At 69.9% G+C, this 26,248-nt stretch carries 22 protein-coding genes; 13 read left to right on the top strand and 9 right to left on the bottom strand.

Annotation, left to right across the window (positions count from 1 at the left end; all coding sequences use genetic code 11):
* Window positions 1-4 precede the first annotated feature (4 nt).
* A complete protein-coding gene (locus AB0E90_RS38500; protein WP_360416893.1) occupies window positions 5-1,948 on the bottom strand; it encodes an acetoacetate--CoA ligase in 1,944 nt (647 codons plus the stop codon).
* 255 nt (window positions 1,949-2,203) lie between these two features.
* Between AB0E90_RS38500 and AB0E90_RS38495 the strand changes: the two genes are divergently transcribed.
* On the top strand, window positions 2,204-5,398 hold the full coding sequence (locus AB0E90_RS38495; protein WP_360416891.1) for a hypothetical protein: 3,195 nt from the start codon (window positions 2,204-2,206) through the stop codon (window positions 5,396-5,398).
* 3 nt (window positions 5,399-5,401) lie between these two features.
* Here the strand turns inward: AB0E90_RS38495 and AB0E90_RS38490 are convergent, their stop codons facing one another.
* The 3 genes from AB0E90_RS38490 to cofD are packed head-to-tail and all read right to left on the bottom strand — an operon-like array spanning window position 5,402 to window position 7,964.
* Entirely contained in the window at window positions 5,402-5,959 is a 558-nt protein-coding gene (locus AB0E90_RS38490) for an NUDIX hydrolase (protein ID WP_360416889.1), read from the bottom strand.
* Window positions 5,956-7,023 (bottom strand): coenzyme F420-0:L-glutamate ligase, encoded by a 1,068-nt coding sequence (locus tag AB0E90_RS38485; RefSeq protein WP_360416887.1) that lies wholly within the window; start codon window positions 7,021-7,023, stop codon window positions 5,956-5,958. The genes AB0E90_RS38490 and AB0E90_RS38485 overlap by 4 nt, the downstream gene beginning before the upstream one ends.
* Entirely contained in the window at window positions 7,020-7,964 is a 945-nt protein-coding gene (gene cofD / locus AB0E90_RS38480) for a 2-phospho-L-lactate transferase (protein ID WP_360416885.1), read from the bottom strand. The genes AB0E90_RS38485 and cofD overlap by 4 nt, the downstream gene beginning before the upstream one ends.
* A 114-nt stretch (window positions 7,965-8,078) precedes the next feature.
* Between cofD and AB0E90_RS38475 the strand changes: the two genes are divergently transcribed.
* The 3 genes from AB0E90_RS38475 to AB0E90_RS38465 all read left to right on the top strand — a co-directional run bounded on the left by AB0E90_RS38475 (window position 8,079) and on the right by AB0E90_RS38465 (window position 12,192).
* A complete protein-coding gene (locus AB0E90_RS38475) occupies window positions 8,079-8,999 on the top strand; it encodes a hypothetical protein (protein WP_360416883.1) in 921 nt (306 codons plus the stop codon).
* A gap of 93 nt (window positions 9,000-9,092) precedes the next feature.
* Window positions 9,093-11,600 (top strand): bifunctional FO biosynthesis protein CofGH, encoded by a 2,508-nt coding sequence (locus AB0E90_RS38470; protein ID WP_360416881.1) that lies wholly within the window; start codon window positions 9,093-9,095, stop codon window positions 11,598-11,600.
* A gap of 334 nt (window positions 11,601-11,934) precedes the next feature.
* Complete coding sequence (locus tag AB0E90_RS38465) at window positions 11,935-12,192, top strand: WhiB family transcriptional regulator (protein ID WP_203802391.1); 258 nt, start codon at window positions 11,935-11,937, stop codon at window positions 12,190-12,192.
* Here the strand turns inward: AB0E90_RS38465 and AB0E90_RS38460 are convergent.
* Window positions 12,189-12,554, bottom strand: a complete 366-nt coding sequence (locus tag AB0E90_RS38460) for a metallopeptidase family protein (RefSeq protein WP_360416950.1) — start codon at window positions 12,552-12,554, stop codon at window positions 12,189-12,191. The two genes, AB0E90_RS38465 and AB0E90_RS38460, sit on opposite strands and share 4 nt — an antisense overlap.
* 299 nt (window positions 12,555-12,853) lie before the next feature.
* On the opposite strand from AB0E90_RS38460, the gene AB0E90_RS38455 reads away from it, so the two are divergent.
* Window positions 12,854-13,219 (top strand): DUF3499 domain-containing protein, encoded by a 366-nt coding sequence (locus tag AB0E90_RS38455; protein WP_360416879.1) that lies wholly within the window; start codon window positions 12,854-12,856, stop codon window positions 13,217-13,219.
* Here the strand turns inward: AB0E90_RS38455 and AB0E90_RS38450 are convergent.
* Window positions 13,216-14,055: a polysaccharide deacetylase family protein gene (locus AB0E90_RS38450; RefSeq protein ID WP_360416877.1), complete on the bottom strand. Its 840-nt coding sequence runs from the start codon at window positions 14,053-14,055 to the stop codon at window positions 13,216-13,218. The genes AB0E90_RS38455 and AB0E90_RS38450 overlap by 4 nt on opposite strands.
* Window positions 14,056-14,284: 229 nt before the next feature.
* On the opposite strand from AB0E90_RS38450, the gene AB0E90_RS38445 reads away from it, so the two are divergent.
* Window positions 14,285-14,680: a GNAT family protein gene (locus AB0E90_RS38445; RefSeq protein WP_360416875.1), complete on the top strand. Its 396-nt coding sequence runs from the start codon at window positions 14,285-14,287 to the stop codon at window positions 14,678-14,680.
* On the opposite strand, the gene AB0E90_RS38440 is transcribed toward AB0E90_RS38445, so the two are convergent.
* From AB0E90_RS38440 to AB0E90_RS38430, 3 genes are read right to left on the bottom strand one after another with little or no spacing between them, the layout of a single operon-like run.
* Window positions 14,677-15,051, bottom strand: a complete 375-nt coding sequence (locus AB0E90_RS38440; RefSeq protein ID WP_360416872.1) for a DUF779 domain-containing protein — start codon at window positions 15,049-15,051, stop codon at window positions 14,677-14,679. The genes AB0E90_RS38445 and AB0E90_RS38440 overlap by 4 nt on opposite strands.
* A gap of 3 nt (window positions 15,052-15,054) precedes the next feature.
* Window positions 15,055-16,578 (bottom strand): aldehyde dehydrogenase, encoded by a 1,524-nt coding sequence (gene adh, locus AB0E90_RS38435; RefSeq protein WP_360416870.1) that lies wholly within the window; start codon window positions 16,576-16,578, stop codon window positions 15,055-15,057.
* A gap of 41 nt (window positions 16,579-16,619) precedes the next feature.
* A complete protein-coding gene (locus AB0E90_RS38430) occupies window positions 16,620-17,918 on the bottom strand; it encodes a GAF domain-containing protein (protein ID WP_360416868.1) in 1,299 nt (432 codons plus the stop codon).
* Window positions 17,919-18,062: 144 nt separating this feature from the next.
* Here AB0E90_RS38430 and AB0E90_RS38425 point away from each other — a divergent pair, with 144 nt between their 5' ends.
* The 7 genes from AB0E90_RS38425 (at window position 18,063) to AB0E90_RS38395 (ending at window position 26,224) form a co-directional block, all read left to right on the top strand.
* Window positions 18,063-19,442 carry a phosphomannomutase/phosphoglucomutase gene (locus AB0E90_RS38425; RefSeq protein WP_360416866.1) on the top strand — a complete coding sequence of 460 codons (1,380 nt, stop codon included), beginning with the start codon at window positions 18,063-18,065 and terminating at the stop codon, window positions 19,440-19,442.
* A 43-nt stretch (window positions 19,443-19,485) separates the two neighbouring features.
* The gene (locus AB0E90_RS38420; RefSeq protein ID WP_203802376.1) at window positions 19,486-19,671 is read left to right on the top strand and encodes a Trm112 family protein; all 186 of its coding nucleotides are present in this window, start codon (window positions 19,486-19,488) and stop codon (window positions 19,669-19,671) included.
* Window positions 19,671-20,897 carry an SIS domain-containing protein gene (locus tag AB0E90_RS38415; protein WP_360416863.1) on the top strand — a complete coding sequence of 409 codons (1,227 nt, stop codon included), beginning with the start codon at window positions 19,671-19,673 and terminating at the stop codon, window positions 20,895-20,897. Before AB0E90_RS38420 ends, AB0E90_RS38415 begins: the two co-directional genes overlap by 1 nt.
* Window positions 20,894-21,868: a cation diffusion facilitator family transporter gene (locus tag AB0E90_RS38410; RefSeq protein WP_360416860.1), complete on the top strand. Its 975-nt coding sequence runs from the start codon at window positions 20,894-20,896 to the stop codon at window positions 21,866-21,868. The genes AB0E90_RS38415 and AB0E90_RS38410 overlap by 4 nt, the downstream gene beginning before the upstream one ends.
* A 60-nt stretch (window positions 21,869-21,928) precedes the next feature.
* On the top strand, window positions 21,929-23,083 hold the full coding sequence (manA, locus tag AB0E90_RS38405) for a mannose-6-phosphate isomerase, class I (RefSeq protein WP_360416857.1): 1,155 nt from the start codon (window positions 21,929-21,931) through the stop codon (window positions 23,081-23,083).
* A 628-nt stretch (window positions 23,084-23,711) separates the two neighbouring features.
* Window positions 23,712-25,178, top strand: coding sequence for an adenosylhomocysteinase (ahcY, locus tag AB0E90_RS38400; RefSeq protein WP_360416855.1), 1,467 nt, complete (start codon window positions 23,712-23,714; stop codon window positions 25,176-25,178).
* A gap of 185 nt (window positions 25,179-25,363) precedes the next feature.
* Window positions 25,364-26,224, top strand: a complete 861-nt coding sequence (locus AB0E90_RS38395) for a helix-turn-helix transcriptional regulator (protein ID WP_360416853.1) — start codon at window positions 25,364-25,366, stop codon at window positions 26,222-26,224.
* Window positions 26,225-26,248 lie beyond the last annotated feature (24 nt).

The raw sequence follows: 26,248 nt of genomic DNA, 5'->3' as shown, positions 1-26,248 counted from the left end.
GGTGTTATTCGCCGCCCGCGGAGCGCTCCCGGGCCAGTTTCTCGAACGCCACCAGCGACTCCGGATTGACCAGCGCGCCCTTGGCTGCCGCCGACTCCACCGGCGTACCGGTCAGGATTCGTTTGACCGGCACTTCCAGCTTTTTGGCCGACAGCGTGCGCGGCACCGCGCGTACCTGATGAATCTCGTCCGGAATGTGCCGCGGGGACAGTGCCGAGCGCAGTTCCGTGCGGATTTTGCCGATCAGCGCGTCGTCCAGCTCCCGGCCCTCCTCGAGGACCACGAACAGCAGCAGCTCGCCGTTCGGGTTGTCGTCCTGTTCGAGGTGGACCACCACCGAGTCGACGATTTCCGGCAGGCCCTCGACGACCGAATAGAACTCGGCGGTGCCCAGCCGTACGCCACCGCGGTTGAGGGTCGCATCCGACCGGCCGGTGATCACGCAGCGGCCCTCGCCGTCGATCGTGATCCAGTCGCCGTGCCGCCAGACGCCGGGGAAGACGTCGAAGTAGGCCTCCCGGTACCGCTTGCCGTCCGGGTCGTTCCAGAAGCTGACCGGCATGCTCGGCATCGGGGCCGTGATCACCAGCTCACCGAGCTCGTCCACGACCGGCTTGCCGGCCGGGTCGTACGCCTCCACCTTCGCGCCCAGGCACCGGCAGGCGATCACGCCCTCGATGACCGGGTGCAGCGGTGACGCGCCGACGAATCCGGTGCACACATCCGTACCCCCGGAAAGTGATTGCAGTTGCAGTTGCGTGCCCACCGCCTGATAGACCCAGTCGAAGCCCTCGGCCGGCAGGGGTGCGCCGGTGGAGCCGATGGCCTTGAGGCCCGGCTCGCGGGGCTCGAGACCGGCTTTGCGGCAAGCCATGAGGAACGGCGCCGACGTGCCGAAATAGGTGATGCCGGCCTCGTCGACCAGGTCCCACAGGGCTGACATGTCGGGAAAGCCGGGATTGCCGTCGAACATCACGATGGACGCGCCCACCGCCGGGGCGCTGACCAGGAAGTTCCACATCATCCAGCCGGTCGTGGAGAACCAGAAGAACCGGTCGCCCGGGCCCAGATCGTGGTGCAGGGCCAGCATCTTGAGGTGCTCGATGAGGATGCCGCCGTGGCCGTGCACGATCGGTTTCGGCAGGCCGGTCGTCCCCGAGCTGTACAGCACATACAGCGGGTGATCGAACGGGACGGCCTCGAACTCCATCGGGTCATCGCCGGTCAGTGACTGCCAGTCGTCGGCGGCCGGATCCAGGTAACCGATCGTCACCACGTGCTCGATCGACGGGATCGCCTCGGTGATCGCCTGAACCTCGGCCGTACGGGAGATCGGTTTGTCGCCGTATTTGTAGCCGTCGACCGCGACCAGCACCTTCGGCTCGATCTGGCTCCACCGGTCGACGACGCTGCGGTTGCCGAACTCGGGCGCGCACGACGAGAAGATCGCGCCGAGGCTGGTGGTGGCGAGCATCAGCACGAACGTCTCGGGGATGTTCGGGGCATAGGCGGCAACCCGGTCACCCTTGCCGACGCCCCGGGCCTTCAGCCCGGCACGCACGCGCCGCACCTGCTCACGCAACTGCCGCGCGGTCAGGCTGACCGGATGGCGACTTTGCGAGTACGCCATGACGACCGGGTCGTCGTCCCCGATCCCCGGCATGCGCAGCACGTGCTCCGCGTAGTTGACCGTCGCCCCCGGGAACCACCGCGCCCCCGGCATGGTCGGCTCGGGCAGCACCCCGGTCGGCGGAGTCTGGCTCATCACCTCGAAGTAGTCCCAGATCGACTGCCAGAACCCGGGCAGGTCGGTGACGGACCACTCCCACAGCGCCGCGTAGTCGGCGAAGGTCAGCCCGCGCTCCCGCTCCAACCAGCGCAGATAAGCGCCGATACGGGTGGTCTCGCGAACATCGGCCGGCGGTTCCCACAGCACTGTGCCCGTCATTCACACACCTTAACTTCTGTTCAGGCCCCGGATTTGAGCCTCTCGCACCTCGCAGCCGTACGTCCATGTAGCCGGCCGACACACCCGGCGCGACGCCGCGTGCCCCGACCACATTTCGCGGTTGGCTGATCGGCCGCCAACTATGTCCGCCCGGCGGAGCAAAACCCGGCCGAGCACTGGTGCAGTCGGTGATGACGGGTTAGTTGCCCAGCGTGGGTAGCGTGCCGAGTCAGCGAGTCACCCGGGGAGAGAACCGTGCGTCACTTCAGGTCGATCTTGTACGCGCTCGTCCTGGCGCCGGCCGCCTGGGTGCTCACCGGGGTGGGCCTCAACAGCGACCTGACCCCTCGCGGCCGCGACGGTTTCGCCGTCGAGAACTTCACCGGCCTGCTGCTCCTGCTGCTGGCCGGCGCCGCGTACGGAATCCTGGTCCTCGGCCCGATCTCACCCGCCGGCCCGCTGGCTGCCGGCCTGATCTACCTGATCATCACCCTCTGGGCGCTGATCTCCCCGTCGGCCTACGCCGACGCCTGGTCACCTTCGGTGACAAAAGAGGGCTTCGACCTTTCCCGGCCCGGCTACGGCCTGGCCGCTTTGCTCGCGGTCCCTTTGCTGTGTACGGCGTTGAGCGCGCGCCGCTGGGCAAAGCACGAGCCGCCGGTCCTCCCGGTGATCGGCGACATCAGCCGCTTCTGGGGCACCGCCCGAGCCCCCGGCACCACGATCGCCGCCGCCCCCACGACGGTCATCCCAACCCTCGACCCCGACCCGACCACCGTGCTGCGCCTCCCGCAGACCGAAGACACGGTGCTCCTGAGCCCGACGGTCACCCTCCCCCCAGCCGACAACGACCCAACCGTCCCCACCCCCACGACGACCGATGACCCGACCACCGACCTGACCCACCCCACCGGCACCCCCAGCCCGACCACCAACGCCGAAGAACCAACGGCAGCCACAGCGCAGGCCGAGCCGACCGACGACGAGCCGACGCTCGTGGCAGAGGCCTTAGCCGGCGAACCGACCCCGCACGAGCCGCCCGCCGAGGACGAGCCGAGAGCGGCCGATGACCCGACCACGGTTCTGAGCGAGCTGGGCAATGGCGCCGAGCCGGCAGCGGGTGGTGAGCCGCCGGCCGAGGGCGAGCCGGCGGCCGTGGAGCCGACCACGGCTCTGAGCGAGCAGAGCGATGAGGCTGGGCCGGCGACGGATGGTGAGCTGGCGGTCGAGGGCGAGCCGACGGTTGCGGTGACGGCTGATGATCCGACTGGCGTGATCGAGGCGGCCGAGGTCGGCGAGGTAGCCGTCGAAGACGACGAACTGATCGCCGAGGGCGAGTCGACCGCGGCGATTGAGGCTGTCGATGATGAGTCGACGGCGGCCTGGTTCGGCGGTGGAACGGCGATCGCTGCGGCGGCGGGTCGCACGGCCGGCGGCGAAGTAGCGGGCGAGGTTGAGTCGGCTGATGCTGAGCCGGCCGAGGGCGTGTCGGCGGCGCTGGACGGGGCTGAGGCTGGGGGCGCGACGGGGGCGGATGAGTTCGCCGGTGGTGAGGCCACTGCTGCCGAGGCCGCTGCGGGCGACGAACAAACCCTGGCCATGGCTGCGGACAACGGTGGTGATGGGCTGACCGAGGCCCAGCCGACGTTGGTGGCTGAAGCCGCCGCGGATGAGCCGACTGCGGCGATTGGAGCCGAGCCTGACGGTGAACCGACCTTGGCAACTGAGCCGGCCGATGGCGAGCCGGTCGAGGCCGGCGTCGCGGATGACGAGCGCGGGCCGGCTTCGCTCGGTGGTGAATCGGCGATTGACGAAGGAGCGGCCGCCGACGACGGGTCAGCGGGGGCTGAGACTCGCCCGGACGCTGGGCCGGCATCTGCGGCTCAGAGCGAATCACCGGCGGCCGCTGAGACGATCGCCGAAGACGAGCAGACCGTGGCTATGGCCCTGGTGGGCGGTGAGCCGGATGCGGCTGAGCCGACGGCCGAGACTGTTGCGGGTGAGCCGCAGCCGGCCGACGCGAGTGGCGAAGGTGAGCCGGACTCAGCTGCGGACGAGTTGGCCGGCGACGATGACCAGCAGCCGGTAGTTGAGGCGGCTGCAGGTGGGTCGGACGGTGCTGAAGCGGACGTCGCCGACGACGAGACGACCGAGTTGGTGGCTGCGGTCGAGGCCGACGACAACGACGGGGAATCGACGACAGACCTCGGCGACTCGGCAGCGGATGAGGCGCCTACGACGGCGCTCGCTGGGGCGGATGAGGAAGAGCCGACCGTTGGAGCTTCGGAGGAGGACGAGTCCGCGACCGACGCGGCCGGCGACGACGATCCGGCCGCTTCGGTTCAGAGCGACGAACATGAGCAGGTCCAGGGCGACGGTGATGAATCGGCCGCCGCTGTGGCTTCGGGTGCCGTGGGGGTCGATGAGGAGCCTTCCGGCGCCGGGCTGACTGTGGTTGCTGGGGAAGCGCCGACCGGGCGTCGGTTCCGGCTCGGGCTTCGGCGGCGGCGTCGGCCTGCTCGGGCCGACACCGATGTGCCGGCAGCGAGCGAGTCGGCCGTCGCGGATGGTGGGAGCGCGGACGAGGCCGAGGACCTGGTCGTTGCTCGCGCTGACGGCGCGCCGGACGCGAGCGAGGCGGAGGCCGAGGACGTCGGGGAGCGGACGCGGGTCATCCGGCTTCCGGTTGCGGATGACGCCGAGCGGACGCAGGTGGTGCGCCTTCCGGTGCGGGAGGCGACGGAGGGGGATGACTCCGAGAGGACGCAGGTCGTTCGGCTTCCGCTGGGGGATGACGCGGAGCGGACCCAGGTCGTGCGGCTTCCGGTGCGGGATGACGGGGAAAAGACGCAGGTCGTCCGGCTTCCGCTGGGGGAGACGGCGGAAGAAACTCAGGTGGTACGGCGGAACCTGCTGCCGTTTCCGATCAGTGATCCCGGTGAGCGGACCCGGGTCATCGACACCACGCCGGACTCGGCGGAGCGGACCCAGGTGCTGCGGTTTCCGTCGCGGCCGATCGGGGAGTGGCCGACCCGGGACGTGCGTGGGCTGGGTGGGCGGACCCGGGATCTCAGCAATCGGGCCACCGGGGACGTCGGCGGGGATGAGACCCAGGTGATTCGGCTCGCCGGCAAGAGCGTGGACGAGGAGCGGACGCAGATCATCCGGCCGCCGCTGGTCACGCCGCCGCCGGGGATCCCCGCGAAGGGCGCCGCCCGGGTCGTCGAGCCGGTTGCCGACGACGCGGAAGCGCCGGTGGTGTCCATCGCGGATGCCGAGGCGCCCAACTTCGCCGAGGACCCGACCGGGCGAATCGTGCCGCCGGCGCCGCGTGACGACGCCGACGGGCCGCGGCCGCGGACCGTGCTGGACATGGAGCGGCCGGCCGACGAGGTGCGCGAGGACACCACGCACATCCCGGCGCAGCGGCAGCCGGGGGACGGCGAATAGGGATCAGGCCAGGCGGGCCAGCGCCGGGGGGATCTGCCGGGCGGTGGCCGAGGCCAGCGGGGTCGGCAGTGCCTCCGGGGTGAACCAGGCCAGGTCGGCGGACTCGTCGCTGATCTGCTCGGTGGCGCCGGCCGGGCTGTGGACCAGGAAGCGGACGTCGTAGTGCACCGACCCGGTCGCCGGGGTGCCCTCGGCGGCGCCGCAGCGGACCTCGTGGACGTCGACGTCGATCGGGTCGGGGTCGATCCGCAGGCCGGTGATGCCGGATTCTTCGGTGGCCTCGCGCAGGGCCGCCTCAGCCAGGGTCTGGTCGGCGGGCTCGCAGTGGCCGCCCAGCTGCATCCACTTGCCCAGGCGGCCGTGCAGGCAGAGCAGCACGCGGCCGTCGGGGTCGACGACCAGGGCGCTCGCCGTGACGTGGCCGGCCCGGTGGGCGCGGGTCATCGCGACCGGGCCGTCGGCGAGCAGCTCGAGGGTGCGCTTGCGGTTGAGGTCGCCCTCCTCGGTGGTGGCGCGCCAGGCGCTCAGCACCCGGACCGCGTCGGCGTGCAGGGCATTCATGCGGGAACTCCGGAAAGGTCGAGGCGGATGCCGTCGTCGTGGGGCAGGGCGATGCTGGCGACCGACTCGGCGGCCAGGGCGGCGCGCAGGCGGTGGGCGTCGGCGCCGAGGCGCATCAGGCCGCCGGGGGTGGTGTCGCGGGTCTGCAGGTGCAGGGCGGCGGTGGCGCCGTTCGACGCCAGGACCTCGTCGGGCGTGATCGTGGTGAAGCGGGACAGATGATCGGCGACCGTCTCCAGCGCGCGCCGCACGGCTTCCGGGTCGACCGGCAGGCCGGGCAGGTCGAGCTGCAGGCCGTCGGCCAGTTGGGCGGCGTCGCGCAGGCCGGCCGCGCGGGCCTCGGCCGTGCCCAGGCTGAACATGTCGCTCTCGGCGTCACGCAGCAGCACGGCGGCGCCCGGGCCGTCATCACGCGCGGAAACAGACGAGAGGTAACCACGGACGACGGCCACCGGGACGTTGTCGACCTTGCCCTTGACCAGCTCGCCGGCGGCGGACAGCTCGTCGATCACGGCCATCTGGGTGATCTGGAGCTCGTTGCCGTAGGGGTCGGTCTCGCCGCGGTGGTCGCGGAACGGGGCGATGCCGGCCGCGCCCAGCGCCACGTCGGTGAGGCCGTTGCGCCAGGTGCGGCCCATCGTGTCGGAGATGATGACCGCCACGTCGAGGCCGCGGGCCTGGAAGCCGGCGCGCAGCCGGCGGGCCGAGGCGTCGGGGTCGGCGGGCAGCAGGACCAGGTGGGTCTTGTCGACGTTGGAGGCGTCGATGCCGGCCGCGGCCATCACGAACCCGTGGTGGGTCTGCACGATCGTGGTGGGGCCGCGGCGGGCCACCACCCGGGCGGTCTCCGCGACCAGGGTGGCCGCGCGGGCGGCGTCGCGCTCGGGGCCGTCGGCCGGGACCTCGACCAGGTTGCCCTCGGCCTTGGACACGATCTTGCTGGTCACCACGAGGACGTCGCCGTCGGCGAGCCAGGACGCGGCGCCGGCGATCAGCCCGACCAGGTCGTCGCCGGCGGTCACGTCGCCGATGCCGACGACCGGGCGGATCTCGAGGCCGCTCACGCGACGCCGGCCAGGGAAAGGGCGTCACGCACCATCTGGGCGGTGGTTTCCTCGGAGGTCATCCACAGCGGGACGGCCCGGGTGGGCACGCCGGGGACCTCGGTGCCCTCGTCGGAGCTGTCCACCAGCCAGCCGTCGAGCAGGTCGCTGCCGTAGAGCGCGCCGGCGCCGGCGGCGCTCACCGCCACCCCGAGCGTGGCCAGGCATTTGTCGGCCATGCCGCGCACCGGCGACTCGCCGATGATCGGGGAGACGCCCACCACCGGCGCCACGCCACTGAGCAGGGCGTCGCGGATCGGGTCGACCGCGAGGATCGGGGCGATGCTGACCACCGGGTTGCTCGGGGCGAGCAGCACGACGTCGGCCGCGGCGATCGCGTCGAGCACGCCGGGGGCGGGCTTGGCCGCGTCGGCGCCGACGAACACGAATCGGTGGGTGGGCAGGTCGCCGCGGTAGCGCACCCACCACTCCTGGAAGTGGATGGCTTTGCGCTCGCCGTCGACGTCGACCACCACGTGCGTCTCGACGCGGTCGTCGGTGGCCGGCAGCAGGGTCATGCCGGGCTGCCAGCGCCGGCACAACGCGGCCGTCACCGCGGACAGCGGATAACCGGCGTCGAGCATCTGGGTGCGTACGAGATGAGTGGCTGTGTCCTTGTCGCCGAGGCCGAACCACGACGGCTCGACGCCGTAGGCGGCCAGCTCCTCCTTGACCACCCAGGTCTCGCCGACGCGGCCCCAGCCCCGCTCGGGGTCGTGAGCGCCGCCCAGCGTGTACATCACGCTGTCGAGGTCGGGACAGATCTGCAGGCCGTGCATGCGCACGTCGTCGCCCACGTTGACCACGGCGGTGACGTCGGCGCCGATGGCCCGAGCATGGGCGCGCACACCGACGAGGAATTTCGCACCGCCGATACCGCCGGTGAGGACCACGATCCGCATGGCCACCATCTTCGCGTACGGGTATGACAAGAACGCCCTCTGGGTAAGCGGCGCCACATGCTCGGTCGGTCTACGCTGGGCCGACCTCAATATCATCGTCGTCAGGGAGAATCCGTGACCAGCCAACCGCAGCCCACGCCGGGTGAGGGCAGACCGGCCGGCCAGTTCCTTCGCCCGTTGCGCGATCTCGCAGCGTACGCCCTGGTCGGGGCTACCGCCGTGTTCCTGTTCGTGGCGGTCGTCCGGTTGATTCCGGACAACGGGCTCGCGTTCAGCTACCGCACGCAGAGCGCCTTCGACAACTTCATCAATCTGGCCACCATCGCGTTCCCGATCGCCGCCGTCCTGCTCTCGCTGCTCATCGAGCCGCGACACCCCAAGGCGAAGCTGATCGTGACCGTGGCCGTGGTGGAGTACGCGGTGATGGCCGTGTTCGGGCTGTTCTTCGGCGTGCTGATCGGCCTGATCAACGAGGCCGACAACAACGGCGCCCGGAGCGCGTTCGAGGGGCTGCTCCTGCGGGTCGGCTGGCTGGCGGTCTTCGCCGTGGCCGCCTACGCGGTCTACCTGATCTGGCGCAACATGTTCTACACCGCGCGCCCGAAGCCGCAGCAGGGTGTCTACGGCCAGCCGCAGTACAACCAGCCGGGCTCTTTCCCGGGCCAGCCGGGCTACGGCCCGCCTCCGGGACAGCCCGGCCCGCCTCCCGGACACCCCGGCCAGCCCAATCCATACGGAGCGCCCCCGCAGGGCGGCTACCCGCCGGCGCCCGGTCAGCCGGGCTACTCGGCCCCCGGGATGTACGGCCAGCCGCCGGCCCCGGCGTGGAACCAGGCCCCGGCAACAATGCCGGCGGCTCCGCCCGCCCCGACCGCGCCGTTCACGCCGCCGCCGCCCGCGGAGACGAACTCGTTCAGCGAGCCGACCCAGGTCGTGCCGCGGACCGAGGCCGGCCCGGTCGACGACCGCACCGAGAAGATCAGCGACGATCGGCCCGGTTTCGGCCCGGCCGATCAGGACCCGCCGCGGCAATAGGCCCAGCAAAGGGCGCGCGCCGTGTTCTATTCCACTGCGCGCGCCCGGGCACGACCGGGGCAACCGGTCACTTTCCGGCCTAGGCTGCACTGCGTGGTAAAGGTCAACGAGGAACCGGTTCCGACCGAGGCGAGCATCCGACGCGCTCTGCGCCGCGCCGCCGACGGCAAGGCCATCGACGCCGAGGAAGCTGCCGCGCTGCTGGCGGCCACCGGTGACCCGCTCGACGACTTGCTGGCGATCGCCGGCGGCATCCGGGACGCGGGCCTGCGCCTGGCCGGTCGCGAGGGCGTCGTGACGTACTCCCGCAAGGTTTTCATCCCGCTGACGCGGCTCTGCCGCGACCGATGCCACTACTGCACGTTCGCCACCGTGCCGCATCGCCTGCCGGCGGCGTTCCTGGAGCGCGACGAGGTCCTCGAGATCGCCCGGCAGGGCGCCGCGCAGGGCTGCAAGGAAGCGCTGTTCACGCTGGGCGACCGGCCGGAGGAGCGCTGGCCGGCCGCGCGCCAGTGGCTGGACGAGCGCGGTTACGACTCCACCCTCGACTACGTGCGTGCCTGCGCGATCGCGGTGCTGGAGGAGACCGGTCTGCTGCCGCATCTCAACCCGGGCGTGCTGAGCTGGGATGAGCTGCAGCGACTGAAGCCGGTCGCGCCGAGCATGGGCATGATGCTGGAGACCACCGCGACCCGGCTCTGGTCCGAGCCGGGCGGCCCGCACTACGGCTCGCCGGACAAAGAGCCGGCGGTGCGCCTGCGGGTGCTCGACGACGCCGGCCGGGTGGGCGTCCCGTTCACCACCGGCATCCTGATCGGCATCGGCGAGACCCGGGCCGAGCGGGCCGACTCGCTGTTCGCGATGCGGCGCACCGCCCGGGAGTTCGGCCACATCCAAGAGGTGATCATCCAGAACTTCCGCGCGAAGCCGGACACGGCGATGCGCGGGATGCCCGACGCGGAGCTGCGTGAGCTGGCCGCGACGGTGGCGGTGGCACGGATCATCCTGGGCCCCCGCGCCCGCATCCAGGCTCCGCCGAACCTGATCGACACGGAGTTCGAGCTGCTCCTGCGGGCCGGCATCGACGACTGGGGCGGCGTCTCCCCGGTGACCCCCGACCACGTCAACCCGGAGCGCCCGTGGCCGCAGATCGACCTTCTTCGCGAAAAATCGGCTGATGCCGGTTTTGTGCTGCGGGAGCGGTTGACGATCTACCCGGAGTACGTGAAGCGCGCCAACGAGGGCTGGCTGGACCCGCGTCTGATGGCCCACGTAGCCGCGCTGGCCGACAGTGACGGTCTGGCCAGGGAAGACGCCGAGGTGACGGGAAAACCTTGGCAGGAGCCCGATGACGCGTACGGCATGGGCCGCACCGATCTTTTTGCCACGATCGACACCACCGGCCGCACCGAAGACCGCCGCTCCGACTTCGATGAGGTCTACGGCGACTGGAAAGAGGTCGCCGCCCACATCACCACCGACGCGACGATCTCGCTGCCGACCGACGTGCTGGCCGGGCTCAAGCTGGCGTCGGAGAACCCGGCCGCGCTCCTCCTCCCGGAGCACGAGGACAAGGCGATGGCCCTGTTCAACGCGGACGGCAGCGCCCTCGACGAACTCGCCCGCATCGCCGACGACCTGCGCAAGGAGGTCAACGGCGACGACATCACGTACGTGGTGAACCGGAACATCAACTTCACCAACATCTGTTACGTCGGCTGCCGGTTCTGCGCGTTCGCCCAGCGGGAGCAGGACGCCGACGCCTATCGCCTGTCGGTCGAGCAGGTCGCCGACCGGGCCGAGCAGGCCTGGCAGGACGGCGCCTCCGAGGTCTGCATGCAGGGCGGCATCGACCCGAAGATGCCGGTCACGGCGTATGCCGATCTGGTGCGCGCGGTGAAGCAGCGGGTGCCCGGCATGCACGTCCACGCGTACTCGCCGATGGAGATCGTCACGGCCGCCTCGAAGGCCGGCGTGCCGATCCGGGAGTGGCTGACCGAGCTGCACGAGGCCGGCCTCGACACCATCCCCGGCACTGCCGCCGAGATCCTGGACGACGACGTGCGCTGGGTGCTGACCAAGGGCAAGCTGCCGGCCAGCACCTGGATCGACGTGGTCACCACGGCCCATCAGGTGGGCATCAGATCAAGTTCGACGATGATGTACGGCCATGTCGACCACCCCCGCCAGTGGCTCGGCCACTTCCGGGTGCTGGCCGGGATCCAGGACGTGACCGGTGGTTTCACCGAGTTCGTGGCGCTGCCGTTCATCCACACCAACGCGCCGATCTACCTGGCCGGCATCGCCCGCCCCGGCCCGACCTGGCGGGAGAACCGGGTGGTGCACGCGATGTCCCGGGTTCTGCTGCACGGCCGGATCAACAACATTCAGTGCTCCTGGGTGAAGCTTGGCGACGAGGGTACCCGGGTAATGCTCAACAGCGGTTGCAACGACCTCGGCGGCACCCTGATGGAGGAAACGATCTCCCGGATGGCGGGCTCGGAACACGGCTCGGCGCGGACGGTTGCCGAGCTCAAGGAGCTTGCCGCGGCGGCCGGACGGCCGGCGGTGGAGAGAACGACTGTGTACGGCCGTCGGTAGTCACCCTGTCAGGTTGATCACCCCATCCGATTGGACCTTGGTTACAAGGTCACAAATCGGGTTAAATTGGACGTGACGCGCCAGGGTGGCGTAACCCTGCGTGGCTCCTGAGAGATAGGGCAGGAACGGGACCACGACGCGCCGAAGGCGCGCCGGGGAAACGGGCCTATTTATCAGGTTCGGCTTGACGACGCACGTCTTACACGCGTGTAATTTCGGTGGGGTTGTGGCATGGACGCTTCGAAATTTTCGCGTCCGGCCACAAAAAACACGCCGCGTGCGTGGGGGGTCAGCGCCGGCAGCGATGCCGGCGCGGAAATTGGGAGGCACGCCGATGGAAGCGCAGGTTGAAGGGGTAGACCTGCTCGGGGACGCGCCCGAGTGGCAGGAGCGGGCGCTGTGTTCGCAGACTGATCCGGAAGCTTTCTTTCCGGAAAAGGGCGGATCCACGAGGGAGGCGAAGCGGATCTGTGGCCGGTGCGAGGTCAAGGGGGAGTGCCTGGAATACGCACTGGGACACGACGAGCGCTTCGGAATCTGGGGCGGACTGTCCGAGCGTGAACGCCGCAAGTTGAAGCGGCGAGTCGCTTAAGAGAGATCGTCCGGATCCACCCCGAGCAAGTTGGCTACCTGCTCGATGATCACATCGTGGACGAGGTCGGCGAGGTCTTCGCGGTCCATCGCCCGGAATTCCAGCGGCCGGCGGTAGAGCACAATCCGAGGGGGAAGCTCCTGCCGGCCGGGGCGACCGGGCAGAAGACGGGCGAGCGGCACCTCGCCGTCCTCGAGCACGTCGGAGTCGTAGACGTTGAGATCGGGAGGCACGTCCTCCACCGCGAACTCGACGCCGGCCAGCTCTTTGGCATAGCGGCGCTCGAGGCCCTCGACCGTGTCGAGCACCAGGTCGTCGAAGATCTCAGCCTTGGTGCGGGCCAGCGGGACCGTGGCGGGCACCAGCCGGCCGCGCAGGCCGCGGCCGTGGCGGTCGCGACGGGTCGGATGACCGGGACCGTCTCTGCGGGCCGAGTTGCGTCGGCGCTCGGGGCTGGTGGTCACCTCGTAACTCTAGTCCTACGCCGGGGGTGCGCGGCGGCAGCCGTGTTTCCGCCGCGTGTCCGTAAAACCATCGCGGGGAATTCGTCCCAACGGGGCGGCGTGTCGGGCGGCCATGGCCGAATCGTGATGCGCGGTGGGTCGGCGTGTCGCGAGGTATCGGCGCACGCGTGAACCCGTGGAGCGATAACGTGCCCGGCGTGAGGTCCCCACGGCGCTGCTCCCGGAACGGCTGTCCCCGACAGGCGGTCGCCACACTGACCTACGTCTACAGCGACTCGACCGCCGTCGTCGGCCCCCTGGCGGCGTTCGCCGAGCCACACACGTACGACCTGTGCGAGCCGCACGCCCGCAGCCTCACCGCCCCCCGAGGCTGGGACCTGGTGCGTCACGACGGCGATTTCGCGCCTCCGCCCCCCACCACCGACGACCTGGTCGCCCTCGCCGACGCCGTGCGCGAGGCCGCCCGGCCGCCGGCCCCGCCGCCGCGCGGCGACGAGCAGGAACTCCCCGGCCACCAGACCGGCCGCCGCGGTCACCTACGAGTGATTCCCCCGGCGCACTAGAGCCCGATCAGGCGGTAACGCTTCTTCAGCCACGGGATCAGCGTCCGGTAGGCCGCGATGGTGTCCGGCTGGGCATAGTCGTGCGAGAGCACGATCGACCCGGCGTGCGTCCGCTTCTCGACCTGGGCGATTACCCGCGCCCGGTGCTGGGCGGCGGTCTCGCCCTTCGGGTGGTCCCAGTCGCGCGGATCGACCTTCCAGTAGAGCGAGGTCATGCCGAGCTGCTTGGCCACCGCGACCACGCCGGGCGTGAAGTTGCCGCCGGGGGCGCGGAAGAACCGGATCTGCGCGTTCGGCACCGCCTTGCGGATCGCCGCGTTGGTGCGGGCCAGGTCCGCCTTGATCTGTGCGGCCGGCTGCTTGCCGAGCTTCAGGTTGTGGTTCCAGGTGTGGTTGCACAGGGTGTGGCCGCCGGCGACGATCTGCCGGACCAGCTCGGGGTGCTTCTGCACGTTCTGGCCGACCAGGCAGAACGTGGCGTGGATGTGGTTCTGGGCGAGCAGCTTGAGGATCTTCGGCGTCTGGGCCGGATCGGGGCCGTCGTCGAAGGTCAGCGCCACGCCCTTGGTGCCGGTGGTCATCTTGCTGCCGGCCGGCCCGCCCGTTTTGTGTGCGCCGGCCTTGACCGTGGCCGGCTTCGTCGGCTTCGGCTTCGGCTTCGTCGGCTTGGGCGCCGGTTTGGTGGCTGGCTTGGCGGCCGGCGTGGCTGACGACGTCGCCGGGGCCGGGGCCGGGGCCGCCGAGGGGGTCGTGTCCGCTGAAGCCCTGCCGGCCAGACCCACCATCACCAGGGCCACGCCGAACAGAACCAGCTTCTTGGACCGCGACAACCGCATCAAAACCTCCCCAGGTATCTCGAATAGCGACAGTGCCCGCTGAAACCGGCCCACCGCCACTCGTGACCCCCGTTCGGCACATTTCAGGGAGCTAATTCACTCGTCGATCCCTGACAAATCCAGCAATCCCGATCTTTCACGCGTATCGGGTCGGACGCCATCCGCCGCTCGGCCCACCTAGAGAAACGTAGGGGCGGCGCGCAAGGATCAAACCGGCCATCCTGGACGGATGAAAATCCGGCTGCGCCCGATCCGAGCCGACGAGCGGCTCATGGTGGACGTGGACGGCGAGGCGGCCGGCTTCGTCTCGTACCTCAAGGGCCGCTACGGCATCCGGGGTGACTACTACGAGATCGGGTGCGCGCTGCTGCCGGCCTACTGGGGCCGGGGGATCGGCTGGCGGGCGCAGGCGCTGCTCACGGCGTACGTCTTCGACCATTGGCCGGTGCAGAGAGTTCAGGCGGGCACTCAACCGGAGAACGTGGCCGAGCGGAAGGCGCTGCTCAAGGCTGGGTTCCGGGAGGAAGGGGTGATCCGGGCATCGGAATTCCAGGCCGGGCAGTGGCGCGACGGCGTGCTGTTCAGCCGACTGCGCGACGACCCGTACCCGGAACTCAGCAATTAGGACAACTCGGCCAGCTCTTCGGTGGTGAGCAGGCGTGAACGGATCAGGAAACGTACGCCCTCGGGTGCCTCCAGCGAGAAGCCGGCGCCGCGCCCCGGGACCACGTCCACCGTCAGGTGGGTGTGCTTCCACAGCTCGAATTGCGAGCCGGACATCCAGAACGTGATCGGCTCGTCCACTCCGTCGATCTTGAGGGATTCGAGCAGCACGTCGGACTGGCCGGTGCGGAATTCGCCCTCCAGGTAGCACATCGGCGAGCTGCCGTCGCAGCACCCGCCGGACTGGTGGAACATCAGTGGACCGTGCTGCCCCCGCAGCTGCCGCATCATGTCGGCAGCGGCGGGGGTCACGTCAACCCTGGTGGCAGGCATGGCCTAGAAGAAGCCCATGGCCTTCGGGCTGTACGACACCAGCAGGTTCTTCGTCTGCTGGTAGTGGTCCAGCATCATCTTGTGGTTCTCCCGGCCGATGCCGGACTGCTTGTAGCCACCGAACGCGGCGTGCGCCGGGTAGAGGTGGTACGAGTTCGTCCACACCCGACCGGCCTTGATCGCCCGACCGGCCCGGTACGCCGTGTTGATGTCCCGGGTCCACACGCCGGCGCCGAGTCCGTAGAGCGTGTCGTTGGCGATCTTGATCGCGTCGGCGTAGTCGTTGAACGAGGTCACCGACACGACCGGCCCGAAGATCTCCTCCTGGAAGATCCGCATGGAGTTGTTGCCCTCGAAGATCGTCGGCTGCACGTAGTAGCCGCCGGACAGGGCGCCACCGAGGTCGGCGCGGGCGCCACCGGTCAGCACCTTCGCACCCTCCTGCCGGCCGATGTCCAGGTAGGACAGGATCTTCTCGAGCTGGTCGTTGGACGCCTGCGCGCCGACCTGGGTGTCGGTGTCGAGCGGGTTGCCCTGCTTCATGTTCTCCACCCGCTTCACGCCGGCGGAGAGGAAGTCTTGGTAGATGCTCTGCTGGATGAGCGCGCGGGACGGGCAGGTGCAGACCTCGCCCTGATTGAGCGCGAACATCGAGAAGCCCTCGAGCGACTTGTCGTAGAAGTCGTCGTCGAGCCGGCTGACGTCCTCGAAGAAGATGTTCGGGCTCTTGCCGCCCAGTTCGAGGGTGACCGGAATCAGGTTCTCCGAGGCGTACTGCATGATGAGGCGGCCGGTCGTGGTCTCGCCGGTGAACGCGATCTTGGCGATCCGCTTCGAGCTGGCCAGCGGCTTGCCGGCCTCCACGCCGAAGCCGTTCACGATGTTCAGGACGCCCGGCGGCAGCAGGTCGCCGATGATCGAGATCAGGTAGTGGATCGAGGCCGGGGTCTGCTCGGCCGGCTTCAGGACGACGCAGTTGCCGGCGGCCAGGGCCGGGGCCAGCTTCCAGACCGCCATCAGGATCGGGAAGTTCCACGGGATGATCTGGCCGACCACGCCCAGCGGCTCGTGGAAGTGGTAGGCGATGGTGTCGTCGTCGATCTCGCCGGCGGTGCCCTCCTGGGCCCGGATCGCACCCGCGAAGTAGCGGAAGTGGTCGATCGCGAGCGGGATGTCGGCGGCCAGGGTCTCGCGGACCGGCTTGCCGTTCTCCCAGGCCTCGGCGACCGCGAGCTTCTCGAGGTTCGCCTCCATCCGGTCGGCGATCTTGTTGAGGATGTTGGCCCGTTCGGCGACCGAGGTGCGGCCCCACGCGTCGGCGGCGCCGTGCGCGGCGTCGAGCGCCCGCTCCACGTCGTCGGCGGTGCCCCGGGCGATCTCGGTGAAGTTCTCACCGGTTACCGGCGTCGGGTTCTCGAAGTACTGACCTTTGGCCGGTGCGACGTACTCGCCGCCGATGAAATGGTCGTAGCGGGACTGGTAGCTGACGATCGAGCCGTCGGAACCGGGCGGGGAGTATGTGGTCATGGCGTGGCCTCCGTACCTGCACGGGCTAGGTACGGGCCAAGCTAGTTACGGCCACGTTGCAACGACGTTGCAAGACCGTATTCCGCGGCCAGCTGGCGGACCCGGTTGAGCGCGAGCGGCCGGGCCGGGGCGCCGTGCGGGAGCTGTTTCGCATAGGCCTCCCACATCTCCAGGTCATCGGCGCCCCAAGGGTTGTGCAGCCAGGTGCGCATCAGGGCGCGGTCGCGACTGGCCAGCACGGCGGCGCGCATCTGCCCGTCGACGAGGTTGCGCAGCCGGGTGATGCCGGGCGCGTCCGAGCCCGGCAGCAGCGGCCCGGCGTATTCCTCCAATGCCTCCGCCACCCGGCCGCGCTCCAGCAGCCGGATCGCGGTGCGGAAGTCGGAGTCCAGGTCGGCGCGCAGCCGGTAGGGACGCGACTCGAGCAGCTCCGGGCCGAGCGTGCGGCGCAGCCGGGACAGCTCGGCGCGCACGGTCACCGGGCTGACCTCGTCGCCATAAAGATCAAATCCAAGTTCCTCGCCGGTACGCCCTTCCGGGTGCGCCAGGAGCAGCACGACCAGTTCCGAATGCCGTCGACCGAGCCGCTGCAGCCCGCCGCCGAAGGTGAGCGTGGCCTCGTTCCGGCCGAGCGCGGTGACCCGCCCGGCGCCGGCGTGCGGCGTGCGGCGACTGCCCAGGTAGGCCTCGGCGGCCAGCGCGGTTGCCCGCACCAGGGCCAGGCTGTGCGGGTTGGCCAGGTGGTCGCCCCCGGTCACGTCGATCGCGCCGAGCAGCCGGCCGGTCGCCGGGTCGTGGATCGGCGCGGCCGCGCACGTCCACCGCTGCACCGGGCGGCTGAAGTGCTCGGTCGCGAAGATCTGCAACGGGTGGTCGATGGCCAGCGCGGTGCCCGGGGCATTGGTGCCGGCGTGCGCCTCGTCCCAGCGTGCTCCCGGCACGAAGTTCATCGGCTCGGCCCCGCGCAGCATGGACGCGGCCCCCTCGACCCAGAGCAGCCGCCCGTACGCGTCGCAGACCGCCATCAGGTGATCGCCGTCGTCGGCCAGGCCGCCGAGCAGATCGCGAAAGATCGGCAGCACCCGGGCCAGCGGGTGGGCGGCGCGGTATTCCTCGAGCTCGCCGTCGCTCAGGTCGATCGGCGCGGTGCTGTCCGGCCCGGCCAGCGCGTCGGCCGAGCGGCGCCACGAGTCGGCCACCACCGACCGGATCTTCTGCGGGTGGTCGTCCCCGGACAGACTGAGCTCACCTGAACAGAAGCGCTCATGGGCGTGCCCGACCTGCCGGATCCGTTCGGCGGGATCGGTGCCGAGGTCGAGGGCGAGCCACGGGTTGGGCACGGGCCACCTCCAGTCCCACCCATCGTGACCCGCATCACCCCGGACGACAAGACTGACTCGTAACAGTGGTGGCTCCCCGTTGCCACGTTGTCGTTGAACTGGCTCGGCTACTCTCAGCGGGAATCAACGGGGTGAGGGGGAGAATTGTCTGATCTGTCGAAGATCGTCAAGGCGTACGACGTCCGTGGAACGGTTCCCGACCAGTTCAACGAGTCGGTGGCCCGGGCGCTCGGCACCGCCTTCGTCGAGATGTTGCGCGAGTCGGGCGACGACGCGGATCAGATCGTGATCGCCCACGACATGCGCGAGTCCGGCCCCGGCCTGGCCGCCGCGTTCGCCCGTGGCGCCAACGCGGCCGGCGCGGCCGTGCTCAACACCGGCCTGGGCTCCACCGACGAGCTCTACTACGCCTCCGGCTCGCTCGGCCTGCCCGGCGCCATGTTCACCGCCAGCCACAACCCGGCTCAGTACAACGGCATCAAGCTGTGCCGCGCCGGTGCCAAGCCGGTCGGCCAGGACAGCGGCCTCGCCGTCGTCCGCCGCCGCGCCGAGGAACTGCTCGCCGACCTGAACGCCGGGGCCGACGGCCCCGACCGGGTGGAGACCCGCGACGTGCTCCGCGACTACGCGGCCCACCTGCGGTCGCTGGTCGACCTCGCCGGCATCCGGCCGCTCAAGGTAATCGTGGACGCCGGCAACGGCATGGGCGGCCACACCGTCCCGGCCGTGCTCGGCGACCAGGTGCTCCCGGCCCTGCCGCTGGAGATCGTCCCGATGTACTTCGAGCTCGACGGCTCGTTCCCGAACCACGAGGCCAACCCGCTCGACCCGAAGAACCTGGTCGACCTGCAGGAGGCCATCCGGGCGCAGGGCGCCGACATCGGCGTGGCGTTCGACGGCGACGCCGACCGCTGCTTCGTCATCGACGAAAATGGCGACCCGGTCTCGCCCTCGGCGGTCACCGCGCTGGTCGCCAAGCGCGAGCTGGCCAAGTTCCCGGGCAGCACGGTCATCCACAACCTGATCACCTCGTCCGCGGTGCCCGAGATCATCACCGAGAACGGCGGCAAGCCGGTGCGCAGCCGGGTTGGCCACTCGTTCATCAAGGCCGAGATGGCCCGCACCAACGCGGTCTTCGGCGGCGAGCACTCGGCGCACTACTACTTCCGCGACTTCTGGTTCGCCGACACCGGCATGCTGGCCGCCATGCACGTGCTCGCCGCGCTCGGTGGGCAGGACCGCCCGCTGTCCGAGTTCGCCGCCGAGTTCGAGCGATACTCCGCCTCCGGTGAGATCAACTCCACCGTGGCCGACGTCCCGGCGCGGGTCGCCGACGTCCGGGCCGCCTTCCCGGACGCCACGTTCGACGAGCTCGACGGCCTGACCGTGACGCTCGCCGACGGTTCCTGGTTCAACCTGCGAGCCTCCAACACCGAGCCGTTGCTGCGGCTCAACGTGGAGGCCGCGAAGCCGGACCGGATGGCATCCCTGAGGGACGAAGTGCTGGCGATCGTGCGCCGGTAGGATCAGAGGGCTCGTTTTCACCACCCGTAAAGGAGATCGTTCGGTGGCCCTCGATCCGCAGTTGCTGGACATCCTGGCCTGCCCGGACACGCATCATGCGCCGCTGACCCACGATGCGGAGGCGCAGACGCTCACCTGCACGGAGTGCGGCCGGATCTTCGAGATCCGTGATGACATCCCGGTGCTGCTCCTCGACGAGGCGCGGCAGCCGTCCGCGAAGGAGGCCTGATGGCCACCCCGCTGGAAGGCACGTCCGGGGTCAACGGACACCGCGTTGCCGACGAGTCGTTGCTCGACGACGAGAAGTCGATGCTGGCCAACGACCCGGGCGGCATGCTGCGTGCCACCGCGTCGGCCGGCGCCCAGGTCCGTGAGTCGGCGGCCCTGGCCGCCGAGGCCGACCTGTCCGCGCTGGCCGACGAGGGCCGCCCCCGGGCGGTCGTCGTCGCCGGCATCGGCACCGCCGGCCTGACCGGCAACATCCTGGCCACCGTGGCCGGCCACCGCTGCCCGGTGCCGATCATCGGCCACCGCAGCGCCGGCATCCCCGGCTGGGTGGGCGCCGCCGACGTGGTCATCGCCGTCTCCGCCTCCGGCCGCAGCCCCGAGGCGCTGGCCGCCGCCGAGGCCGCACTGCGCCGCGGCGCCCGGCTGATCGCGATCGGCAACCCCGACACCGAGCTGCAGGCGATGGCCGAGCGGGCCCGCTCGCCGTTCATCCCGGTGCCGCGCCGCGCGCCCGCCCGGGCCAGCCTCTGGGGCCTGACCGTGCCGGTGCTGCTCGCCGCGCGGGCCATCGGCCTCGTCAAGGTCAACGAGGCCGACCTGGCCGAGACCGCGACCCGGCTCGACGCCGACGCCGAGCGCTGCCGTCCTGGTGCCGACTCGTTCGTCAATCCGGCCAAGTCGCTCGCGCTCGGGCTGGCCGGCTCGATCCCGATCGTCTGGGGCTCGTCCCCGCTGGCCACCGTGGCCGCCCGCCGCTTCGGCGACACCCTCGCCGCGAACGCGCGTTACCCGGTGATGGCCGGCGCGCTCGGCGAGGCCGGCCGTGGCCGGGTGGGCCTGCTCGACGGCGTCTTCGGCGGGCTGGCCGAGTCGTCCCGCGACATCTTCGCCGACCCCGACGCCGAGGAGGAGGCCACCGGCACCCGGCTGCGTCTCGTGGTGTTCCGCGACGGCGGGCTCAACCCGGAGGAAGACGCCGACGAGCCGATCGCGGTCGAGGAGCGCCGGGCCGACGCGGCGCAGACCCTGGCTGAGCGGCGCGGGGTGCGCGTCGACGTGCTGACCGCCGAGGGCGGCTCGGCCCTCGAGCGGCTGGCGTCGCTCACCGCGGTGCCCGACTTCGCTTCGCTGTATCTTGCTCTGGCACACGGACTCGACCCGATGGCCGTGCCCGCCATCAGCGAGATGAAGGAGCTGTCGAACCCGATGCCAGAGGGAATTCAGTGAGCACCGAGGGTGGCACGAAAGCGATCGTCGCGGCGCTGACCGCCAACCTCGGCATCGCGGTCACCAAGTTCGTCGCGTGGTTGCTCACCGGCTCGTCGTCGATGCTGGCCGAGGCGATCCACTCGGTGGCCGACTCCGGCAACCAGCTCCTGCTGCTGATCGGCGGCAAGCAGGCGCAGCGCCGGGCCACCCCCGAGCACCCGTTCGGCTACGGCCGGGAGCGGTACATCTATGCGTTCATCGTGTCGATCGTGCTGTTCAGCGTCGGCGGCCTGTTCGCGCTCTACGAGGGCTACCACAAGATCCGGCACCCGGAGCCGATCCACGCCTGGAAGTGGGTCCCGATCCTGGTCCTGGTCATCGCGATCGCGCTCGAGGGCTATTCGTTCATGACCGCGATCAGGGAGTCCAACCACACCCGCGGCAAGACCACCTGGGTCAACTTCGTGCGCCGGGCCAAGGCGCCCGAGCTGCCGGTGGTGCTGCTGGAGGACGCCGGCGCCCTGATCGGTCTGGTGCTGGCCCTGTTCGGTGTGGTGCTCACCCTGACCACCGGCGACGGCGTCTGGGACGGCATCGGCACCGGCGCGATCGGCCTGCTGCTGGTGGCGATCGCGGCGATCCTCGCGGTCGAGACGAAGAGCCTGCTGATCGGCGAGGGCGCCAACCCGGAGGACGTCCAGAAGATCCAGCAGGCGATCCTGGCCGGCGACGGCATCGAGCGGATCATCCACATGAAGACGCTGCACCTCGGCCCGGAAGAACTGCTGGTCGCGGTGAAGATCGCGGTGCCGCGGGCCGAGCGCGCCGAGGACCTCGCGCAGCACATCGACGAGACCGAGGTGCGCATCCGCGAGGCGCTCCCGATCGCCCGGGTGATCTACATCGAGCCGGACATCTTCAGCGAGCGCAAGGCGAAAGCGGCGGCCGACGGTGCGGTCGCCGAGGGTGCCCCGGCCACCGCGGTCTAGCTGCCATCCGACCACCCCGCCCGGCCACCCTTAACCGGACTGAAAGGCTGAGCCCCGCCCATGAGCGTCTACCCGCTGACCGGTGTCATCCGCCCCTACGCCTGGGGCTCGCACACGGTGATCGCCGACCTGCAGGGGCGGCCCAGCCCCACCGAGGCCCCCGAGGCCGAGCTGTGGCTGGGCGCGCACCCGGGCGACCCGTCCACGGTCACGGTCGACGGCGCCGGGGTCAGCCTGCCCACGCTCATCGCCGACAACCCGAAGGCCCAGTTGGGGGAGCAGGTGGCGGCCGATTTCGGCCCGCGCTTGCCGTTCCTGCTCAAGATTCTGGCGGCCGGCGCGCCGCTGTCGCTGCAGGCGCACCCGTCCTTGGAATATGCCCGGGAGGCGTTCGCCCGCCAGGAGGCCGACCCGAGCCGGCCGAAGAACTACACCGACGCCAACCACAAGCCCGAGATGCTGGTCGCGATCACGCCGTTCGAGGCGCTGTGCGGGTTCCGCGACCCGCACGCGGCCGCCGGCGACCTCGAGGCGTTCGGCATCGCCGCGTTGCAGCCGGTGATCCAGGCGCTGCGCGACGGCGATCTGGCGACCGCGGTGCAGACCCTGCTCAGCTGGCCGGCGGACGACCGGCAGCCGCTGGTCGAGGCGGTGGTGGCGGCCGGGACGAGCGAGCTGGCCACGAGCCTTGCCAGGTTCTACCCCGGCGACCCCGGCGTGCTGGTGGCGCTGCTGCTCAATCACGTCCGCCTGCAGCCCGGCGAGGCGATCTGGATGCCGGCCGGCAACCTGCACGCCTATCTCCACGGCGCCGGTGTGGAACTCATGGCGGCCAGCGACAACGTCCTGCGCGGCGGCCTGACCCCGAAGCGGGTCGATGTCCCCGAGCTTCTCGAGGTCCTGCGTTTCGAGGTCCTCGACGACCCGATCCTGCATCCGACCGAGGTGGCCCCGGGCGTGCTGACCTGGCCGGTCCCGATCCCGGATTTCGTTCTCTACCGCGTCGAGGTGGACGCCACCCGCCCGCCGACCGAGGTTCCGGCTGAGGGCCCGCGCATCATGGTGGCCACGGCGGGCGATCTTTTCATCGGTGAATCGGTGGACGGCACTCCGATCGAGTTGACCCGCGGAAACGCCGCCTATGCGCCCGCCGACGCCGGAAAACTGAAAATCGCCGGCACCGGCCAGGTATTCATCGCCACGGTTCCGGCTTAAATTCAAATCTTTATGAGTACGCGGCCGCCCGGTCCACAACCGCAATAACGCCCGACCGGCCGCACACCGCGGCGCAGCGGCATGACCGGCGCGTGCCGCGCGTTTCGCGTGCGGCGCGGGGCCGGGCGGGCGGTGTGGCCTCGTCGTCGTGGATCTCGTGGAGAAGACGGCCCGCATGCCGACACGTTCGTGCTATGCCGACGGCCCTGGGTGGTTCCTCAGAGTGACCCTGCGGAGTAACAAGATACGAAATTTCCTGATTTGCTTGACAGAGTAACTGCGGAGTGTGAATCTATAACCACGCAGCGTCATTGGTGATCGGGGGGTCCCACGGACGCGCGCGGTACCAAACCGGGGGGATGAACGGGGCGGCAGGTCTAGGCCTGCCGCCCCGTTCGCTATCCCGGCACTGGACCCGCGTGATTCGGAGACGACGCTGCGCCGAGTCCCGCCCTGCCCGAAAGGCGCGGCAGGCGCCGGTGTTGCCGCTGGGCCGCGCCGTGCGGCCGGTCGGTCGATATTTGTGGTTGGTGACCGCGTGGCCGCGTACTTATAAAAGTGTTTGCTTTTGTCTGGCAGAAAGCCTGCCCGTAAAGTGAACGGCCGCCAACGCGCTAGGAGTTTATGAATGACACTCACCAGCCGGCCGCAAACGGTCGCCGATGGCGACTTCAAGGTCGCGGACCTGTCACTCGCCGCTTTCGGGCGCAAGGAGATCGAGCTGGCTGAGCACGAGATGCCCGGCCTGATGTCGCTGCGCCGGGAGTACGGGCCCGGTCAGCCGCTGCGGGGCGCCCGGATCACCGGCTCGCTGCACATGACCATTCAGACCGCCGTCCTGATCGAGACTCTGACCGCGCTCGGCGCGCAGGTGCGGTGGGCCTCCTGCAACATCTTCTCGACGCAGGACCACGCTGCCGCGGCGATCGCGGTGGGCCCCGACGGCACCCCGGAGGACCTGCGGGGCGTGCCGGTGTACGCGTGGAAGGGCGAATCGCTCGAGGATTACTGGTGGTGCACCGAGCAGGTGCTGCTGTGGCCGGACGGCGAGGGTCCCAACATGATCCTCGACGACGGCGGTGACGCCACCCTGCTCGTGCACAAGGGCGCCGAGTTCGAGAAGCTGGGTGCGGTTCCGTCGGCCGACATCGCCGACTCCGAGGAATATGCGGTGATCCTCGGCGTGCTCGCGCGCAGTCTCGCCGAGGACGACCGCCGCTGGATGCGGGTGGCGGCCGCGATCAAGGGCGTCACCGAGGAAACCACGACCGGCGTGCACCGGCTGTACGAGATGCAGCAGAACGGCACCCTGCTGTTCCCGGCGATCAACGTCAACGACTCGGTGACCAAGTCGAAGTTCGACAACAAATACGGCTGCCGGCACTCACTGATCGACGGCATCAACCGGGCTACCGACGTGCTGATCGGCGGCAAGGTCGCGGTCGTGTTCGGCTACGGCGACGTGGGCAAGGGCTGCGCCGAGTCGCTGCGTGGCCAGGGCGCCCGGGTGATCGTCACCGAGGTCGACCCGATCTGTGCGCTGCAGGCGGCGATGGACGGCTACCAGGTCGCGCGAATCGACGAGGTGGTTTCCTACGCGGACATCTTCGTGACCGCGACCGGGTGCTTCGACGTGATCACCCACGAGCACATGGCGCAGATGAAGCACCAGGCTATCGTCGGAAATATCGGTCATTTTGATAATGAGATCGATATGGCGGGTCTGGCGAAGCGCGGAGATGTCACGCGGATCACCATCAAGCCGCAGGTCGACGAGTGGAAGTTCGCCGACGGGCATTCGATCATCGTGCTGTCCGAGGGGCGCCTGCTCAACCTCGGCAACGCGACCGGCCACCCGTCGTTCGTGATGAGCAACAGCTTCTCGAACCAGACGATCGCCCAGATCGAGCTGTTCACCAAGACCGAGGAATACCCGGTCGGGGTGTATGTGCTGCCCAAGCACCTGGACGAAAAGGTGGCCCGGCTGCACCTGGCCGCGCTCGGCGTGCAGTTGACCGAGCTCACCAAGGAGCAGGCCGCCTACCTCGGGGTGGCGGTCGAGGGCCCGTTCAAACCGGACCATTACCGCTACTGACAACGCAGGATCGAGCCCCCGTCCGCCCGCCGGACGGGGGCTCGATTTCTCCGGGGGCACGACAGTTGCCGCTACCGTGATCCCGTCGTTCACGTTCATTACTCCATGCCGCCTGACCTGCGTGCAAGTGCATAGTGTGCGATGCAAGTTGCAGAGAGACACGGATGCATGCTTATGGTGACGGTGTGGCTCGGCCTACTTCTACGGCGCGGCAGGAGCTCGGCAGCGAGCTGCGCCGGCTTCGAGGCGACCGTCGCGGTGCGACGGTCGCTACCGCGCTGGGCTGGTCGGAGTCCAAGCTCAGCCGGATCGAGACGGCACACACGTCGATCAGCGAGGACGATCTCGACCGCCTGCTGACCGCCTACGGCGTCCGGGTCGAAGATCGCCTGCGCCTGCGTGACCTGGCCGATCGGGGTCGGGAGCGGGCCTGGTGGACGCCGTACCGGTCGTCGGTGCCGGACCCGTACGACGAGTACGTGGCGCTGGAGGGCGAGGCCTGCCGGATCAGCGAGTGGGAGGCCCAGGTCGTGCCGGGCCTGCTGCAGACCGACGAGTACGCCCATGCGGTGATCGAGCGGGGCGTCGACATGGCCGACCCGGCCGTGATCCAGCACCGGCTCGCGCTGCGGATGGCCCGGCAGGCGGTGCTGACCAGGGAGCCGCTGCCGTCCTTGCACATGGTGCTGGACGAGGCGGTGCTCTATCGCGAGGTCGGCGGCCGGGACGTCCTGAGGCGGCAGTTGTCGCGGCTGGCCGAGGACACCCGCCGCCCCGGAATCGAGCTTCTGATCCTGCCGTTCTCGGCCGGCGCGCACGCCGGTCAGATCGAGTCGTTCATGGTTCTGGACTTCGCCGCGGGCACCCGGGCCCCGGTGGTGCACATCGAAGGGCTTACCGGTGGTCTCTTCCGGGTGAAGCCCGATGAGATCGACGTTTATCGAGACGCACTCGACGACCTGCGGAAACGCGCATTGTCGCCAGAAGACAGCCGAACGGCCATCGCTGAAAGGGAGGACGCTCTCCGCGCTACGGCGGCCAGGTGAGTTCCAATGGGAGTGCATCAATCC

This window comes from Actinoplanes sp. NPDC026619 (assembly GCF_040638295.1).
Lineage (GTDB): Bacteria > Actinomycetota > Actinomycetes > Mycobacteriales > Micromonosporaceae > Actinoplanes.
The sequence above is the reverse complement of the archived record's forward strand: the minus strand, read 5'-3'. Positions and strand labels throughout refer to the sequence as shown.

Bases quoted from the DNA above. Each gene is read 5' to 3' on its own strand.
- AB0E90_RS38440 (WP_360416872.1), bottom strand. From the start codon at position 15,051: ATGCCTGCCACCAGGGTTGACGTGACCCCCGCCGCTGCCGACATGATG.
- AB0E90_RS38445 (WP_360416875.1), top strand. From the start codon at position 14,285: ATGAAAATCCGGCTGCGCCCGATCCGAGCCGACGAGCGGCTCATGGTG.
- AB0E90_RS38500 (WP_360416893.1), bottom strand. From the start codon at position 1,948: ATGACGGGCACAGTGCTGTGGGAACCGCCGGCCGATGTTCGCGAGACC.
- AB0E90_RS38465 (WP_203802391.1), top strand. From the start codon at position 11,935: ATGGAAGCGCAGGTTGAAGGGGTAGACCTGCTCGGGGACGCGCCCGAG.
- ahcY (WP_360416855.1), top strand. From the start codon at position 23,712: ATGACACTCACCAGCCGGCCGCAAACGGTCGCCGATGGCGACTTCAAG.
- AB0E90_RS38490 (WP_360416889.1), bottom strand. From the start codon at position 5,959: ATGAATGCCCTGCACGCCGACGCGGTCCGGGTGCTGAGCGCCTGGCGC.
- AB0E90_RS38450 (WP_360416877.1), bottom strand. From the start codon at position 14,055: ATGCGGTTGTCGCGGTCCAAGAAGCTGGTTCTGTTCGGCGTGGCCCTG.
- cofD (WP_360416885.1), bottom strand. From the start codon at position 7,964: ATGCGGATCGTGGTCCTCACCGGCGGTATCGGCGGTGCGAAATTCCTC.
- AB0E90_RS38415 (WP_360416863.1), top strand. From the start codon at position 19,671: ATGGCCACCCCGCTGGAAGGCACGTCCGGGGTCAACGGACACCGCGTT.
- adh (WP_360416870.1), bottom strand. From the start codon at position 16,578: ATGACCACATACTCCCCGCCCGGTTCCGACGGCTCGATCGTCAGCTAC.
- manA (WP_360416857.1), top strand. From the start codon at position 21,929: ATGAGCGTCTACCCGCTGACCGGTGTCATCCGCCCCTACGCCTGGGGC.